The sequence below is a fragment of the Sphingomonas sp. 10B4 genome (assembly GCF_035019905.1).
Classification (GTDB): Bacteria; Pseudomonadota; Alphaproteobacteria; order Sphingomonadales; family Sphingomonadaceae; genus Sphingomonas; species Sphingomonas glacialis.
Genome location: NZ_JASJVC010000035.1, coordinates 1 through 15,232, shown reverse-complemented (window position 1 = coordinate 15,232; position 15,232 = coordinate 1). Strand labels below are relative to the sequence as shown.

Sequence of the window (15,232 nt, the reverse complement as noted above, 5' to 3'; positions counted from 1 at the left end):
GAAGCCCGAGCGATGACCAACCTGCATGGCACGCCGATCTGGTACGAATTGCACAGCGCCGATCCGCCCGCGTCGAAAGCGTTCTACGATCATGTCATCGGCTGGCAGATCGGCGAACTCGCCCCCGACATGGACTATCGCATGATCGAGACCGGCCACGGACTCGTCGGCGGCGTGATGCGGCTCACGCCCGAAATGGCCGCAGGCGGGGCGAGGCCCGGCTGGCTGTGCTACTTCGGAGTCGACGATGTCGATGCCTCGGCCGAGGCGATCAAGGCTGTCGGCGGCGCGGTCCTCATGGGCCCGTGGAGCATCCCCGGCGTCGGCCGTATGGCGATGGTCACCGATCCGCAGGGCATTCCGTTCTACATCATGCGCGGCGACAGCGACGAAGACAGCACCGCCTATGACCGCAGCGGCATGGGCAAATGCAACTGGAACGAGCTGATCACCCCCGATCAGGACGCCGGCGACGCCTTCTACCGCCACATCTTCCACTGGAGCTATCCCGACGTGATGCCGATGGGCCCGATCGGCGAGTACCGCTTCATCGCGGTCGGCGAGCAGACCTTCGGCGCGACGATGCGGCATGCCGGCGAAGCGCGGCACCCCGGCTGGCGCTTCTATTTCCGCGCGCCCGATATCGAGGCCGCAGTCGTGCGCGTGGCCGAGGCGGGCGGCAGCGTCTTGTCGGGTCCGATGGACGTGCCCGGCGGCGACCGCATCATCGTCGCGAGCGATCCGCACGGCGTCGTGTTCGGCGTGGTCGGTCCGGGGGCGGCGGGCTGAGCGTCGCGATCGCGCCCGGCCGCATCACGCGAACGCCGGTGCACCCTTCAGCTGCGTATAGGCGGCAATCACCTCCTGCAGCTTGGCCTCGAAACCGCGGTCCCCGCCGTTGCGATCGGGATGATATTTGCGCACCAGCTCGGCATAGCGCTCGCGCAACCCCCGCCGGTCGACATCCGCCGCCAGCCCGAGCACCTTGAGCGACCGCCGGTCGACCTCCGACAACGGCCGCCCGTCCTTGCGCGCCGGCTCGGCCGCGCGCCGGAAGCGCGCGCCGATCGCATCGAGCGGATCGCTGAAATCGCCCCATTTCGGCGGCACGTCGGCGCCCGAATGCGCAAACGCCCGCGTCTCGCGCTCCCATCCCGCGAACGGCCGCTGCTGCGCGTGGATTTCCTCGGCGCTCATCCCGGTGAAGAAGTTATAGCGCGCGTTGAACGCGCGGACATGGTCGAGGCAGAACCAGCGATACGGCCGCGGCCCGTCGCCGCTCATCCGCGGCGAATCGCCCGCCGGCGCGCGAAATTCACCCGCTTCGTCGCACCCCGGTTCCTCGCACACGCGCCCGGTCCCCTCGACCCGGCCGTGGAAGCGCGGGGCGGGCCGCTCTCTCGCGCCATCTTTCTTGTCGTCCTCGCGCGCCACGCGGGGCTCCCTAACTGCAAAAACGGCCTATATAGGCGCGATGACCGACCCTGCCACCGCCCCCGCCCCGATTCCTGGCGCACCCCCGCGCCCGCTCGTCGATGAGATCCGCGAGCGCCTCGTCGCCGCGCTCGCCCCCACCGCGCTCGACGTGTCGAACGACAGCGCGCAGCATGCCGGCCATCTCGGCGACGACGGCACCGGCGAATCGCATTTCAGCGTGAGCGTCGAATCGGCCGCCTTTGCCGGCCTGTCGCGCGTCGCGCGGCAGCGCCTCGTCAACACCGCGCTCGCCGATCTGCTGCGCGACCGCATCCACGCGCTTGCGATCCGCGCACGGGCGCCGGGCGAATGAGCGCGCGCTACAAGCTGTGGTACTGGCCCGACCTTCAGGGCCGCGGCGAGTTCGTCCGGCTCGCGCTCGAAGCGGCGGGGATCGGCTATGACGATTGCGCGCGGCAGCACGGCGCCGAGGCGCTGCTCGACGACATGGAACGCCACGCGGCGGCGCGCGGGCCGTTCGCGCCGCCGTATCTGGAACTCGACGGAATGGTGATCGCGCAAGTCGCCAACATTCTGCTCTACCTCGGCGACCAGCACCATATCGGGGGCGCAACAATCGCCGACCGGCTGTGGCTCAACCAGCTCCAGCTGACGATCGCCGATGTCGTCGCCGAGGCGCACAACGTCCATCACCCGCTCGACGGCAACGCCTATTACGAGGACCAGCAGGACGCAGCGCTGATCGCCGCGGCCGCGTTCCGCGAAGATCGCATCCCCAAGTTCCTCGGCTATTTCGAACGCGCGGCGAAGGCCAATCCCGGCGAATGGCTGATCGGCGATCGCTGGAGCTATGGCGACACCTCGCTGTTCCAGCTGGTCGAGGGCCTGCGCTACATGTTCCCCAAGCGGATGGCGGCGATCGAGGGCGCGTATCCGGCGGTGCTCCGCAGCCACGATCAGGTCGCCGCACTGCCGGGTATCCGCGCCTATCTCGAGAGCGACCGGCGCATCGCGTTCAACGAGCAGGGCATCTTCCGCCACTATCCCGAGCTCGACGCCGCCGGAGACGAGCGGGCATGAGCCGCGTCCCCCGCCCGGCGGCGCGCATCCTGCTGCTCGACGAAGCCGATCGCGTGCTGCTGTTCCGCTTCGATCCCGACGATCGCCCGCCCTTCTGGTGTACGCCGGGCGGTGCGGTCGATCCCGGCGAGAGCTATGAAGCCGCCGCGCGCCGCGAGCTGCGCGAGGAGACCGGGCTCGAGCTCGATTGCGGGCCGCAAGTGCTGCAACGCCATGTCGAGTTCCTGACGATCGAGGGCGTCGAAGTCAGCGCCGACGAGCGCTACTTCCGCGTCCGCGCGCCGCACGATGCGGTCGACACGAGCGGCCATACCGCGCTTGAACAGCGCGTGATGACGCGCTTCCACTGGTTCACGCGCGCCGATCTCGCCGCTGCCACCGAACCCTATTTCCCCGAGGATCTCCCCGCGATCCTCGACGCGCTGGAGGGCTCCGAATGACCAACGACGACCTCATCCTGCAGACGATCACGCCCGTCACGCACGATCTCGGTGGCTTCAAGGTCCACCGCACGCTCCCCTCGCGCCCGCGCACGATGGTCGGGCCGTTCATCTTCTTCAACCAGATGGGCCCATCACGGCTCGGCATGGGCGAAGGGATCGACGTGCGGCCGCACCCGCACATCAATCTGTCGACCGTCACCTATCTGTTCGGCGGCGCGCTTGGCCACCGCGATTCGCTCGGCAGCGACGTCGTGATCGAGCCCGGCGCGGTCAATCTGATGACCGCGGGGAACGGCATCGTCCATTCCGAGCGTACCCCCGACGCGGCGCGCGCCGACGGGCCTGAGCTATCGGGGATCCAGACATGGCTCGCCATGCCCGAGCAGGACGAGGAAATGGCGCCCGCGTTCGAGCATGTCGCGCGCGCCGATCTGCCGACGGTCGAGGTCTCGAACGCCCGCGCACGCGTCGTGATGGGGAGCCTCTGGGGCGCGACCGCACCGACCACGACCTATGCCGAGACGATCTACGCCGACATCGTGCTCGACGCGGGCGGATCGATTCCGATCGATGCGGAGGCCGACGAACGTGCGCTCTACATCGCGCTCGGCGAGGCGACGCTCGACGGCATGACGCTCGAGCCGATGACGCTCTACGTGCTCAAGCCCGGCATCACTGCCACCTTGCGCTCGACGACGGGCGCACGCGCGATGCTGTGCGGCGGCGAGGCGTTCACCACGCCGCGCCACGTCTGGTGGAACTTCGTCTCCTCGCGCCGCGACCGGATCGACGAGGCCAAGCGCGCCTGGACCGCGGGCGAGTTTCCGAAAGTGGCCGGCGACGACAAGGAGTGGATCCCGATTCCGGCCGTGCCAAAGACGGTCAGCTATCCGTAATGCCTCTCCCCTCCCGCTTGCGGGAGGGGCTGGGTGTGGGCTCGCGCTATCGAAACGAACCGCACGTGGAGGCCGGGCGCCCACCCCCGACCCCTCCCGCAAGCGGGAGGGGAGTATCAAAATGACCGCTTTCACCCTGAACCGAATCGCCCTCCCGACAGGCGTCGAGCTCGATGTCGCCACCGCCGGCAACCCTGCGCACCCGCCGATCATCCTGCTCCACGGCTTCCCCGAATCGCACCGCACCTGGCGCCACGTCATCCCGCAGCTCAGCGCCGATCATTTCGTCATCGCCCCCGACCAGCGCGGCTTCGCCCGTTCCTCCAAGCCCGCCGCGATTGGCGACTACACCCCCGACAAGATGGTCGCCGACCTGCTCGCGCTCGCTGACCATTTCGGGCTGACCACCTTCACGCTCGTCGGCCACGACTGGGGCGGCGCGATCGCGTGGATGGCGGCGCTGCAGAACCCCGGCCGCATCACCCGCCTCGTCATCGTCAACGCGCCGCACCCCTTCGTCTTCCAGCGCACGCTGTTCGACGACATGGCGCAGCGTGAGGCGAGCCAGTACATCACCGCCTTCCGCAATCCCGGGTTCGAGACCTATATCGACAGCATCGGGCTCTCGAATTTCTTCGACAGCAGCTTCCTGCGCCACACCGATTTCTCAAAGATCGCCGATGAAAAGCCGGTCTATCTCGACCAATGGTCGCAACCCGGCGCGATGACCGCGATGCTCAACTGGTACCGCGCGAGCCCGATTCTGGTGCCGGCAATGGACGAGACGCCGCCGCGTCCGGCGTTCCTCGACGGCGCGTTCCCGCCGGTGACGCAGCCGACGCTGGTGGTGTGGGGTCTCGGCGACGCCGCGCTGCTGCCGAGCCAGCTCGAGGGGCTCGACACGCTGGTGCCCGATCTCACGCTGGTAAAGGTCGATGCCGGGCATTTCGTCCCGTGGGAGAACCCCGACGCGATCGTCGCTGCGATCAATGAATGGGAGGCCGCCTAAACCCTCCCCGGCACGGGGAGGATCAAACCCTGACCTGCGCCGCCGCGGGCAAATCCACCAGCGGCGCAGCCCCCGCGCCAGCCCCCGTATCGATCCACGCCCCATGCGCATGGCTCGTCGCCACCGTCGTCCACTCCGCGCCCCCCGGCCACCACCGCGCCCGCACCACCTGGTGCCCCACCGACCGATCGGGCTCCATCGCAACCCAGCCAAGCGGGCGCTCGACCGTCGCACGCGCGCCCGCTGCGGCCATCGCCACGCGCACGCGCTCGGCCACCGGCTCGGGCAGATACTGCCACACCACCGAATGCATCAGCACGCGCGTCACGCCTTCCGCCTGCGGCTCGGCGAGCCGCGCCTCGATCCAGTCGGCCGCATCCGCCCGCGCGAGCGCCACGCCATGCGCGCGCACCATCTCCACCGCCGCGCGCACCCGCGCGAGGCGTTCGGGCGTCTCGGGCCAGACATAGGCCGCGAGCCGCGCCGCCACCGCCGGATCGGTCGCATCGATCGGCGCGACGTCGCACCCGCGCACCGACACGATCTCGAGCGGCACCGGATCGGGCGGCTGCCCGCTCCAGCGCGGCGTGATCGTCACAGGCGAGTCGGTCGGCCCGAACGCCACGCCGCCAAGATCGAAGCGATACCGCCCGATCAGCAGATTGAGCCCCGCGCTCGACCCGATCTCGAGCACCTCCACGCGCGACCCGCACGCCCGCGCAATCTCGAGCAATCCGAGCAGCAGCGCCGCCGACCGCCCCGGCTCGTTGGTCTGCGGCGGCCCGTCGAGCCACGGCAGCAACGCTGCCTCATGCTCCACCAGCACGCGCTCGATCGTCGCGAGGATAGCGCGCGTATCGGTCACCGCCCCCGGATACACCGCCGCCAACCCGGCATCGTCCCCCGCCTGCACCAGCGCATGCAGTCCCCCGAACAGCCGCAACGGCAAGGCATCGCGCGTCGGCTCGCCCGCCCAGTCGAGCACCCGCGCCCCGATGACCGATCGCCGCGTCAGCCCGTCGACGAGCGCCGCGCACATCCGGGCATAGACCGGCGCGGCATTGGCCTCGCAATAACGCTGCTGGATCCGGAACGCGTCACGATTGGTCTGCTCATCGGCCATGATCGATTTTCTCCGTCGGTCGCGTTGTTGCGCCCACCCCCGCCGCCAAGTAAAGCCCGCGCCATGGCAGACCCGATCATCATCGCCGTCCCCAAGGGCCGCATCCTCGCCGAAGCGATCCCCTTGCTCGAACGCGCCGGAATCGTCCCCGAAGCCGCGTTCAGCGACGAGAACAGCCGCGCGCTGCGCTTCACTACCAACACCCCCGGAATCGACCTCATCCGCGTCCGCGCGTTCGACGTCGCGACCTTCGTCGCGCACGGCGCGGCGCAGCTCGGCATCGTCGGGTCCGACGTGCTCGCCGAGTTCGACTATTCCGAACTCTACGCGCCGGTCGATCTCGGCATCGGCCATTGCCGCCTGTCGGTCGCCGAGCCCGCCGACATGGCCGCGAACGACGATCCGCGCGGCTGGAGCCACGTCCGCGTCGCGACCAAATACCCCCACGTCACCGAAGCGCATTTCGCGCGCCGCGGCGTGTCGGCCGAGTGCGTCAAGCTCAACGGCGCGATGGAGCTGGCGCCGCTGCTCGGCCTCGCGCCGCGGATCGTCGATCTGGTGTCGTCGGGCCGCACGCTCAAGGAAAACGGCCTGGTCGAGGTCGAGGTGATTTGCGAGGTCACCTCGCGGCTGATCGTCAACCGCGCGGCGTTCAAGACGCGTGGCGAAGTCGTACCGCTGGTCGAGGCGTTCCGGCAGGCTGTTGCACAGGAGATGGCGGCATGAGCGCCTTTACGACTCGCCTCGCTGAAAGGGAGGAGGGGAGCATCTTATGATCAAGCTCACCACCACATCGCCCACCTTCGCCGCCGACTTCACCACGCTGGTCAACGCCCGCCGCGAAGCCGATGCCGACGTCGCGCGCGACGTCCGCGCGATCATCGCGCGCGTGCGCGACGAGGGCGATTCCGCGGTCCACGCCTATACACAGAGCTTCGACCGCCACGATCTCGACACCACCGGCTGGCAGATCGACCCCAGCGAATGGCGCGCCGCGTATGACGGCCTGGCCCCCGACCTCCGCACCGCGCTCGAGCTCGCGGCAGAGCGCATCGCCACCTATCACGAGAAGCAGAAGCCGCAGGGCACCGACAGCACCGACGCCAACGGCATCCGCACCGGCGCGCGCTGGAACGCGATCGAACATGCCGGGATCTACATCCCCGGCGGCCGCGCGGCCTATCCGAGCTCGGTGCTGATGAACGCGATCCCCGCCAAGGTCGCCGGCGTCGATCGCATCGTCATGGTCACGCCGACCCCCGATGGCGAAGTCAACCCGCTGGTGCTCGCCGCCGCGCACATCGTCGGCGTCGACGAGCTGTGGCGGATCGGCGGCGCGCAGGCGATCGCCGCGCTCGCCTACGGCACCGATCGGCTCCGCCCGGTCGACGTCATCACCGGCCCGGGCAACGCCTGGGTCGCCGAGGCCAAGCGCCAGCTCTACGGCGTCGTCGGCATCGACATGGTCGCAGGTCCGTCCGAGATCGTCGTCGTCGCCGACGGCCAGAACCGCGCCGACTGGATCGCCGCCGATCTGCTCAGCCAGTCCGAGCACGACCCGACCAGCCAGTCGATCCTGTTCACCGACTCGGCCGAATTCGCCGACGCCGTCGCCGCCGCGGTCGACGCCCAGATCGAGACGCTCGCAACCGCGAAGGTCGCGCGCGCGGCGTGGGACGCGAACGGCGCGATCATCGTCGTGCGCACGCTCGAAGAGGCGCTCCCACTGGTCGACCGCCTCGCCGCCGAGCATCTCGAACTGGCATGCGACGATCCGCAAGCGCTGTTCGACAAGCTGCGCCACGCCGGCTCGGTGTTCCTTGGCCGCCACACGCCCGAGGCGATCGGCGATTACGTCGCCGGGCCGAACCACGTGCTCCCGACCGGGCGCCGTGCGCGCTTTGCCAGCGGGCTGTCGGTGCTCGATTTCATGAAGCGCACGAGCTTCCTGCAGCTCGGGCCGCAAGGCCTAGCCGCGATCGGCCCAGCCGCGGTAGCGCTGGCGCAAGCCGAAGGCCTCCCCGCCCACGCAAGATCGGTCGCGCTCCGGCTCCCCTAACCTCCTCCCCTCCCTGAAAGGGAGGGGCTGGGGGTGGGTCGGCCTCCCGGGCGCGCGGCGCTCTGACGCAAGCGGTGTCGCCGCCGCATCTATGGCGCGCGTCACGCCCGATTACGGGCCGACCCACCCCCGCCCCCTCCCTTCCAGGGAGGGGAGGCTTGCGGGGCAACCCTGCGCGCGCACTGATCCGCCAGCGCCTCTCTTCCCCGAGGAGGTAACAGGCCCCCACACACCAATCTTCCCGTTCCCCGCTTTTTCCCCTATGGCGCCCGCCCATGTCCTCCCACGCCACTCCCCGCACGGCCGCCCGCTCCAAAGCGCGCGCCGCCGCCCGTCTCGCCGCCGTCCAGGCGCTGTACCAGCACGACATGGAAGCAACGCCCGTCGCGCAGCTGCTCAACGAGTTCCACAACCACCGCCTCGGGGCGACGATCGAAGACGCCGAATATGCCGAGCCCGAGGTCGATTTCTTCGACGACGTCGTAAAGGGCACCGAGGCGCGCCTCGCCGAGATCGACACGACGATCGCCGCCAAGCTCGCCAAGGGCTGGAACCTCGCGCGGCTCGACAAGGCGATGCGCGCGATCCTCCGCGCCGGCACCTACGAGCTGCTCGCGCGCGCCGACGTGCCCGTCGGCACCGTCATCACCGAATATGTCGACGTCGCGCACGCCTTCTTCGACAAGCGCGAGGCGGGCTTCGTCAACGGCCTGCTCGACGGTATCGCCAAGGACGTCCGCGCCTGACCATGGGCGAGGTCGTCAACCTCCGCCGCGCGCGGAAAGCCCGCGCCCGCGACACCGCCGAGACGACCGCCGCCACCAACCGCGCCGCGTTCGGCCGCAGCAAGGCCGAACGCGCCGCGACAGCGCACGACGCGGCACGCGCCGAACGCGCGCTCGACGGAGCCAAACGCGAGGAATGACCCTGCGGTCGCGACCGCCGGGCGATCCCCATGCTTCCGCTCGCCTCGCGGCCACGCGGGAGGAGGATGCGAGCTCGGGCACAGAGTTTGGGAAAGCAAAACATCCGTAACTGTATTGCCGCAGCAAGACACCGCGCTTATGGTTCGAGGAAAAGGCGATGGCGGTGACACTGACGGGTAAGCTCATCCGATATGCCGCGTGTGCGACGCTCGTCGCAGCGGGCATGTCTCCCGCCTTGGCCGGCCCATGGGTGCCGATGGCAACAGCGGGTAAGGCTGCCGACGGTGTTTGGCGATCCCGCGGCTACGGGCATATCCTCGTGGTGCACGGCGGGGCGCGCACGCTGTATCACGTCGCCGGCGCGTTCTGTTATCGTGATCCAACCGGCGATACCGACGACGATACGTATCGGCGTGTGTCGATCATAAGCCCGACGCACATCGTATTCGCCGCCTCGGCCGACCAGACGCACTATGGCTTCGATCGTATTGCCGCGCTTCCGCGGCGCTGCACCGTGCAACGAAGTTGGACGGCGCACGATCTTGGCGAGGTGATCGCAGCCACCTTTGCCGATCTGTATCCCGGCTTCGGCCGACGCGGACGAACGTTGGGCACGCTCACCGCTGCCCTTGCCACTCCGGTCACTTCACCCCCCGACCTCGGCTTTTTCCAGCGCGCGACCCAAGCGCTCGCGCGACTCGACGATGCGCATGTGGGCTTGCAGGCCACGATCGCCGGTGTCGATCACGCTTTCGAAGGCGGTGAAGCGCCAACCATATCGAGCGCACGAGCCAACCCGGCATTGGGGGCCGATCCCGCCGAGAGGGAGCGAGCCTGGTCCAAATCCTATCGCGAGGGGATTACCGGTCTGCTCGACGGCGGCGGGCATCACGTCGCGAACCGCCGCATCCTCTGGGGCACGACGGGTCGGATCGGCTACCTCAACATCGTGGCGATGGGTGCGTTCGACAAGGATGCTCCACCCGACGACATGCACGCACTGGACCCGGCGCTCGATGATGCCCTCACCGCCTTTCAAGGGCTTCCGGGGGTGATCGTGGACGTGACCAACAACCGCGGCGGGTATGATGCGATCAGCCTCCACATCGCCGGTCGGTTCGCGAGCGAACGCCGGTTAGCCTTCTCGAAACGAGCGGTCGGCGCGAAGGGCGCCTATCAGCGGTTCGAAGTCGTGCCGAGCGATCGCGTCCGGTATCTCGGCACGGTCGCGCTGCTGACGAGCGACGTGACGGTCAGTGCGGGCGAAACCTTCACGCTGGCGATGCGGGCGCTGCCAAACGTGAGGCAGATCGGCGGAACAACGCGCGGCGCGCTGTCCGATCAGCTCGCCAAGCCTTTGCCGAATGGCTGGACGTTGATGCTGCCGGCCGAGGACTATCGCGATCCCGCTGGCCGGTCGCAGGAAGGTGTCGGCATCGATCCCGCGCGATCCTTGCCGCCCTTCGATCCCGATCACCAGACGATGATCCGGCGGGTCGTGCAGAGCCTGTCGCCTCCGCGCTGAGCGGGCATGATCCTGCCTTCCCGTTTCGGCATCCTTTCCGGGAAAGGCGGCAACGCCGCGCAGCGTCGGCGATCGCCATCCGCCTTCCCCAAAGCGGCCGGGCGGTCTCCACCCCGTATCGCCGTGTCGCCCTCGAGACCGCGCGAGCAGCGCCTGAAAGTCGACCGGCAGCGATCAGGCGGCAAAGCGGTCGGTCTCAAATCGCCCAGTTGCGGTCATTCGTTGCGGTGCTACCACCCGATGATGGAAGACGTTTTATTCATTGCGATTGCTGAAGCCGTCGTAGGGTACGTCGATGAAAACTACGGTCGTATCGCAGCTTGGTTGGCAGCGGTGGCAATGGTGCTTCTTGGTATAGCTTTCCTTGTCGGTCTCTTCGCCGCCACGGCATGGTGGCTTGGACGCTAGGCCTGCGATAAAGCGGTCGGGCAGCAGGCGACCAATGCCCGTCATTCGCGCCGCTAACCGCACTGCGCGAAAGCGGTCAGTCGTTCAGGACCATTTCTACGGTGCAACCCCTACGAAAAGAGGGTGGTAAGCATCGTTCCGACGCCCAAGCCACGAAGGTAGACGAACAGCGATAGGCCAATCGAAGGAAGGGCCGTACCAAGCGTCGCAATCATCGCGAGATACCAGCCGCGTCGAAGCCACGGGGTTTGCTTCGTTATCACACCAAGGTCGCCCTTGAACGTGTGGTGACCGATATAGAAGATATTCAATATCTCCCACATGACGAAGACAGTCAGGCTAAAAGTCATCAATAGGGCAGATACGAGCAACTCTGCATCTTTGAACTTCGGAGAAATCACACCCAACGTAGTGAAGTAGGCCGCGAAGGCACCTGCGATAATGATCGTCACATACTGGTGGCTCTTGTCGAAAATGTGATTAATCAACTCTTTCTGCACCGCAACCGCGCGCTCGGTTTCAACGCGTGTTTCATTCTCGTCGACGACGCCCGCGACGGCATTTCCGCCCGCTTCTATACCCGCTAGACGACCTTCGATGGCCTGCAATAGGGCGGTGTTAGCCTGGGTGTGCAGAAACATCTGCTCCATGGTTTGAAACATGATGATCCGAACTTCGGCATCAGTAGGCGTCCGTTGCTCGCCAGGTTTTTCCGCCACCGTAATCCCCGCGTTCCCTCCGCGGATAGTGCCGTACCTGACTGCCAGCATCAATGCTCAAACGATCTCCGATTTCAGTGCATCAATGACCCTCCTCGGGCCTATTTCTGAGACAAGTAGGTGCTATTGCGGCCTCATACCACACATGAACGAATGTCCGCTCTTTAGAAACCGCTGCTAAGAACGGGTCGGCCCGCTCCCCACCAAAAGCAGACATCCGCGCCCACTCCGGCTAGACCGGCGCGCATGACCGAAGCCGATTTCCTCGCCGCGGTGCGCGCGCTGCCGCTCCATCCCGGCGCGCTGGGCTTGCGCGACGATGCCGCGCGGCTCGGGCGGCTCGTGCTGACGAGCGATACGCTGGTCGAAGGCGTGCACTACCTCGCCGGCGATCCGCCGGGCGACGTCGCCTGGAAGCTGGTCGCGACCAACCTGTCGGATCTCGCCGCCAAGGGCGCAGTGCCCGTCGGGGTGATGCTCAACTACCCGCTGCGAAGCGCTGCCGTCCCCCCTCCAGGCGACGCGACAGTGGGCGAGGCCTCGCCGAGCGAAGACTGGGACAGCGCCTTCCTCGCCGGCCTCGCCGACGCGCTCATCACCTTCGCCGCGCCGATCCTTGGCGGCGACACCGTCTCGCTCCCCGCCCACGCCCCGCGCGTCATCACGCTCACCGCGCTCGGCGACGCCGCACACGCGCCGACGCGCAGCGGCGCGCAGGCCGGCGACGCGCTTTGGGTCACCGGCACGATCGGCGATGCCGGCGCAGGGCTCGCCATCGCGCACGGCCAGCCAGGCCCCGCAGAGCTGCTCGCCGCCTATCGCCGCCCGCAGCCGCAGCTTGCCGCAGGTCAAGCGCTCGCCCCGCAGGTCCATGCGATGATGGACGTGTCCGACGGCCTGTTGATCGACGCGCAGCGGATGGCGGCGGCAAGCGGGCTCGCCGTCACGATCGACCTCGCGGCGATCCCGCTGTCCGACGCGTACCGCGCGCAGGCCGGCGACACCCGCGCCGCGCGGTGCGCCGCGGCGACCGCGGGGGACGACTATCAATTGCTTTTCGCACTCGCGCCGCACCGCGCCCCCGCCGCCCCCGCGACGCGGATCGGCGTGTTCGCGTCGGGCGCGGGCCTGACGCTACACGACGCCGGGGCGCCGCTGTCGCTCCCCGGCGCGCTCGGCTATCAGCACGCGGGCTAACCCGCCCGAACCACGCCGCTTGCCAAGCCCCGCCGCCGCGTTACTCTGCCGGGCAAGCGTGGGGGCCGCCGTCGCGTACCGTCCCACCGATAATCCATGGGAAAGGACACGCATGACGATCGTCTATGCCGCCATCATCTGTGGCTTGCTTGCCGTAGCCTACGGCCTCCTCACCTCCGCCCAGGTCCTCCGAGCGCCCGCGGGCAACGCCAAGATGCAGGACATCGCCGCCGCGATCCAGGAAGGCGCGAAAGCCTATCTCGGCCGGCAATACCGCACGATCGCGATCGTCGGGGTGATCGTCCTCGCGCTCGTCTGGTTCTTCCTCGACGGGATGCGCACCCCCGTGTCGGCGGTGAGCTTCGCGCTCGGCGCGGTGCTGTCGGGCGTGGCGGGCTATGTCGGCATGAACATCTCGGTCCGCGCCAACGTCCGCACCGCGGAAGCCGCGCGGACCTCGCTGCAGGGCGGCCTGACGATGGCGTTCCGCTCGGGCGCGGTCACCGGATTGCTGGTGGCGGGCCTCGGGCTGCTCGCGATCTCGGGCACCTTCTGGTTCCTCGCCGGGCCGAACGGCGCCGATGCCGGCGCGCCGGTGGTGGTGAAGGCGCTCACCGCACTCGCGTTCGGTGCTTCGCTCATCTCGATCTTCGCGCGCCTCGGCGGCGGGATCTTCACCAAGGCGGCCGATGTCGGCGCCGATCTCGTCGGCAAGGTCGAGGCGGGCATCCCCGAGGACGACCCGCGCAACCCCGCCACCATCGCCGACAACGTCGGCGACAATGTCGGCGATTGCGCCGGCATGGCGGCGGATCTGTTCGAGACCTATGTCGTCACGATCGGCGTGACGATGATCTCGGTCGCGCTCGCGTTGCGCCAGGCCGATGCGCTGCTGCAGGTGATGACGCTCCCGCTGATCGTCGGCGGGGTGTGCATCCTGACCTCGATCATCGGCACCTATTTCGTCCGCCTCGGGCGCGGCCAGTCGATCATGGGCGCGCTCTACAAGGGGTTCTGGGTCAGCATCCTGCTGTCGATCCCGGCGATCTACCTCGTCACGCGCTATGTGCTCGGCGACATGAGCGCGATCATCGGCGGCAACGCCTTCCTCGACGGCGGGACGCAGGTTGCCGCCGCCGGCGTCGCGGCGGCGACCTTCACCGGCTGGGAGCTGTTCTGGTCGATGATGGTCGGGCTCGCGGTCACCGGACTGCTGGTGTGGATCACCGAATATTACACCGGCACCAACTTCAGACCCGTCCGCAGCATCGCCAAGGCGTCGCAGACCGGCCACGGCACCAACGTCATCCAGGGCCTTGCGATCAGCCTCGAATCGACCGCGCTGCCGACGCTCGTCATCGTCGTCGCGGTGATCGCGGCGTATCAGCTCGCCGGCGTGATCGGCATCGCCTTCGCCGCGACCGCAATGCTCGCGCAGGCGGGGATGGTCGTCGCTTTGGACGCTTACGGCCCGGTGACCGACAATGCCGGCGGGATCGCCGAGATGGCGGGGCTGCCGGACGACGTCCGCCACCGCACCGATGCGCTCGACGCGGTCGGCAACACCACCAAGGCGGTGACCAAGGGCTATGCGATCGGCTCGGCGGCGCTCGCCGCGCTCGTGCTGTTCAACGCCTACACCTCGGACCTCGCGCGCGATTTCCCCGATCTCACGGTCAATTTCGCTCTGTCGAATCCGTACGTCATCGTCGGGCTGCTACTCGGCGCGTTGCTCCCCTATCTGTTCGGCGCGATGGGGATGACCGCGGTCGGCCGCGCGGCGGGCGCGGTCGTCGAGGAAGTGCGCCACCAGTTCCGCGAAAACCCCGGCATCATGGCGGGCACCAGCCGCCCCGATTACGCCCGCACGGTCGATCTCGTCACCAAGGCGGCGATCAAGGAGATGATCGTCCCCTCGCTGCTGCCGGTGCTCTCGCCGATCCTGGTGTTCTTCGTGATCCGCGGCGTGGCGGGCCAGGCCGAGGGCTTCGCGGCCTTGGGCGCGATGCTGCTCGGGGTGATCGTCTCGGGGCTGTTCGTCGCGATCTCGATGACGAGCGGCGGCGGCGCGTGGGACAATGCCAAGAAATATATCGAGGACGGGCATTATGGCGGCAAGGGCTCGGAGGCGCACAAGGCGGCGGTGACGGGCGATACCGTGGGGGATCCGTACAAGGATACCGCGGGGCCGGCGGTTAATCCGATGATCAAGATCACGAATATTGTCGCGCTGCTGCTGCTCGCAGCCTTGGCTGCGAGCGCAGGCTAGGGCGAAAGCCCTAGCAGGCGCGACCGGCCGGGGGGGGGGGCCCCCCCCCCCCCCCCCCCCCCGGGGGGGGGGCCGCCCCCCCCCCCGGGGGGGGGGGGCCCCCAACCCAAACCCGTGTGAGGCGGGGCCCCCACACCCCCC

Annotated in this window: 17 protein-coding genes; 14 read left to right on the top strand and 3 right to left on the bottom strand. The window is 68.4% G+C overall.

From position 1 onward, the window contains the following. Positions 1–12 precede the first annotated feature (12 nt). A complete protein-coding gene (locus QN347_RS11800) occupies positions 13–789 on the top strand; it encodes a VOC family protein (protein ID WP_322161111.1) in 777 nt (258 codons plus the stop codon). Between the two features lie 24 nt (positions 790–813). Here the strand turns inward: QN347_RS11800 and QN347_RS11795 are convergent, their stop codons facing one another. Then, positions 814–1,434 (bottom strand): J domain-containing protein, encoded by a 621-nt coding sequence (locus QN347_RS11795; RefSeq protein ID WP_322161112.1) that lies wholly within the window; start codon positions 1,432–1,434, stop codon positions 814–816. Positions 1,435–1,474: 40 nt separating this feature from the next. Between QN347_RS11795 and QN347_RS11790 the strand changes: the two genes are divergently transcribed. The 5 genes from QN347_RS11790 to QN347_RS11770 all read left to right on the top strand — a co-directional run bounded on the left by QN347_RS11790 (position 1,475) and on the right by QN347_RS11770 (position 4,865). Next, entirely contained in the window at positions 1,475–1,789 is a 315-nt protein-coding gene (locus QN347_RS11790; RefSeq protein WP_322161113.1) for a BolA family protein, read from the top strand. Then, complete coding sequence (locus QN347_RS11785; RefSeq protein WP_322161115.1) at positions 1,786–2,517, top strand: glutathione S-transferase; 732 nt, start codon at positions 1,786–1,788, stop codon at positions 2,515–2,517. The genes QN347_RS11790 and QN347_RS11785 overlap by 4 nt, the downstream gene beginning before the upstream one ends. Then, entirely contained in the window at positions 2,514–2,957 is a 444-nt protein-coding gene (locus QN347_RS11780; protein ID WP_322161117.1) for an NUDIX hydrolase, read from the top strand. The genes QN347_RS11785 and QN347_RS11780 overlap by 4 nt, the downstream gene beginning before the upstream one ends. Next, positions 2,954–3,856 (top strand): pirin family protein, encoded by a 903-nt coding sequence (locus QN347_RS11775; protein ID WP_322161119.1) that lies wholly within the window; start codon positions 2,954–2,956, stop codon positions 3,854–3,856. Before QN347_RS11780 ends, QN347_RS11775 begins: the two co-directional genes overlap by 4 nt. Positions 3,857–3,977: 121 nt before the next feature. Further along, positions 3,978–4,865, top strand: a complete 888-nt coding sequence (locus tag QN347_RS11770; protein WP_322161121.1) for an alpha/beta hydrolase — start codon at positions 3,978–3,980, stop codon at positions 4,863–4,865. A 22-nt stretch (positions 4,866–4,887) separates the two neighbouring features. On the opposite strand, the gene QN347_RS11765 is transcribed toward QN347_RS11770, so the two are convergent. Beyond that, positions 4,888–5,988, bottom strand: coding sequence for a DUF2332 domain-containing protein (locus QN347_RS11765; protein WP_322161122.1), 1,101 nt, complete (start codon positions 5,986–5,988; stop codon positions 4,888–4,890). A 63-nt stretch (positions 5,989–6,051) separates the two neighbouring features. Here QN347_RS11765 and hisG point away from each other — a divergent pair, with 63 nt between their 5' ends. From hisG to QN347_RS11735, 6 genes are all read left to right on the top strand, one after another. Continuing rightward, positions 6,052–6,714 carry an ATP phosphoribosyltransferase gene (gene hisG / locus QN347_RS11760; protein ID WP_133191786.1) on the top strand — a complete coding sequence of 221 codons (663 nt, stop codon included), beginning with the start codon at positions 6,052–6,054 and terminating at the stop codon, positions 6,712–6,714. A gap of 46 nt (positions 6,715–6,760) precedes the next feature. Then, entirely contained in the window at positions 6,761–8,047 is a 1,287-nt protein-coding gene (gene hisD / locus QN347_RS11755; RefSeq protein ID WP_322161124.1) for a histidinol dehydrogenase, read from the top strand. A gap of 275 nt (positions 8,048–8,322) precedes the next feature. Beyond that, positions 8,323–8,793, top strand: a complete 471-nt coding sequence (nusB, locus tag QN347_RS11750; protein ID WP_133191784.1) for a transcription antitermination factor NusB — start codon at positions 8,323–8,325, stop codon at positions 8,791–8,793. A gap of 2 nt (positions 8,794–8,795) precedes the next feature. Continuing rightward, on the top strand, positions 8,796–8,972 hold the full coding sequence (locus QN347_RS11745) for a DUF4169 family protein (RefSeq protein ID WP_133191783.1): 177 nt from the start codon (positions 8,796–8,798) through the stop codon (positions 8,970–8,972). Positions 8,973–9,130: 158 nt separating this feature from the next. Beyond that, positions 9,131–10,498 (top strand): S41 family peptidase, encoded by a 1,368-nt coding sequence (locus QN347_RS11740; protein ID WP_322161126.1) that lies wholly within the window; start codon positions 9,131–9,133, stop codon positions 10,496–10,498. Positions 10,499–10,504: 6 nt separating this feature from the next. After that, positions 10,505–10,906: a hypothetical protein gene (locus QN347_RS11735; RefSeq protein ID WP_322161128.1), complete on the top strand. Its 402-nt coding sequence runs from the start codon at positions 10,505–10,507 to the stop codon at positions 10,904–10,906. 110 nt (positions 10,907–11,016) lie between these two features. Here the strand turns inward: QN347_RS11735 and QN347_RS11730 are convergent, their stop codons facing one another. Then, entirely contained in the window at positions 11,017–11,679 is a 663-nt protein-coding gene (locus QN347_RS11730) for a hypothetical protein (RefSeq protein WP_323494032.1), read from the bottom strand. A 192-nt stretch (positions 11,680–11,871) separates the two neighbouring features. Between QN347_RS11730 and thiL the strand changes: the two genes are divergently transcribed. After that, entirely contained in the window at positions 11,872–12,822 is a 951-nt protein-coding gene (gene thiL, locus QN347_RS11725) for a thiamine-phosphate kinase (RefSeq protein ID WP_322161132.1), read from the top strand. Between the two features lie 112 nt (positions 12,823–12,934). Further along, positions 12,935–15,091, top strand: a complete 2,157-nt coding sequence (locus QN347_RS11720) for a sodium-translocating pyrophosphatase (protein WP_322161134.1) — start codon at positions 12,935–12,937, stop codon at positions 15,089–15,091. The last annotated feature ends 141 nt before the right edge of the window (positions 15,092–15,232 follow it).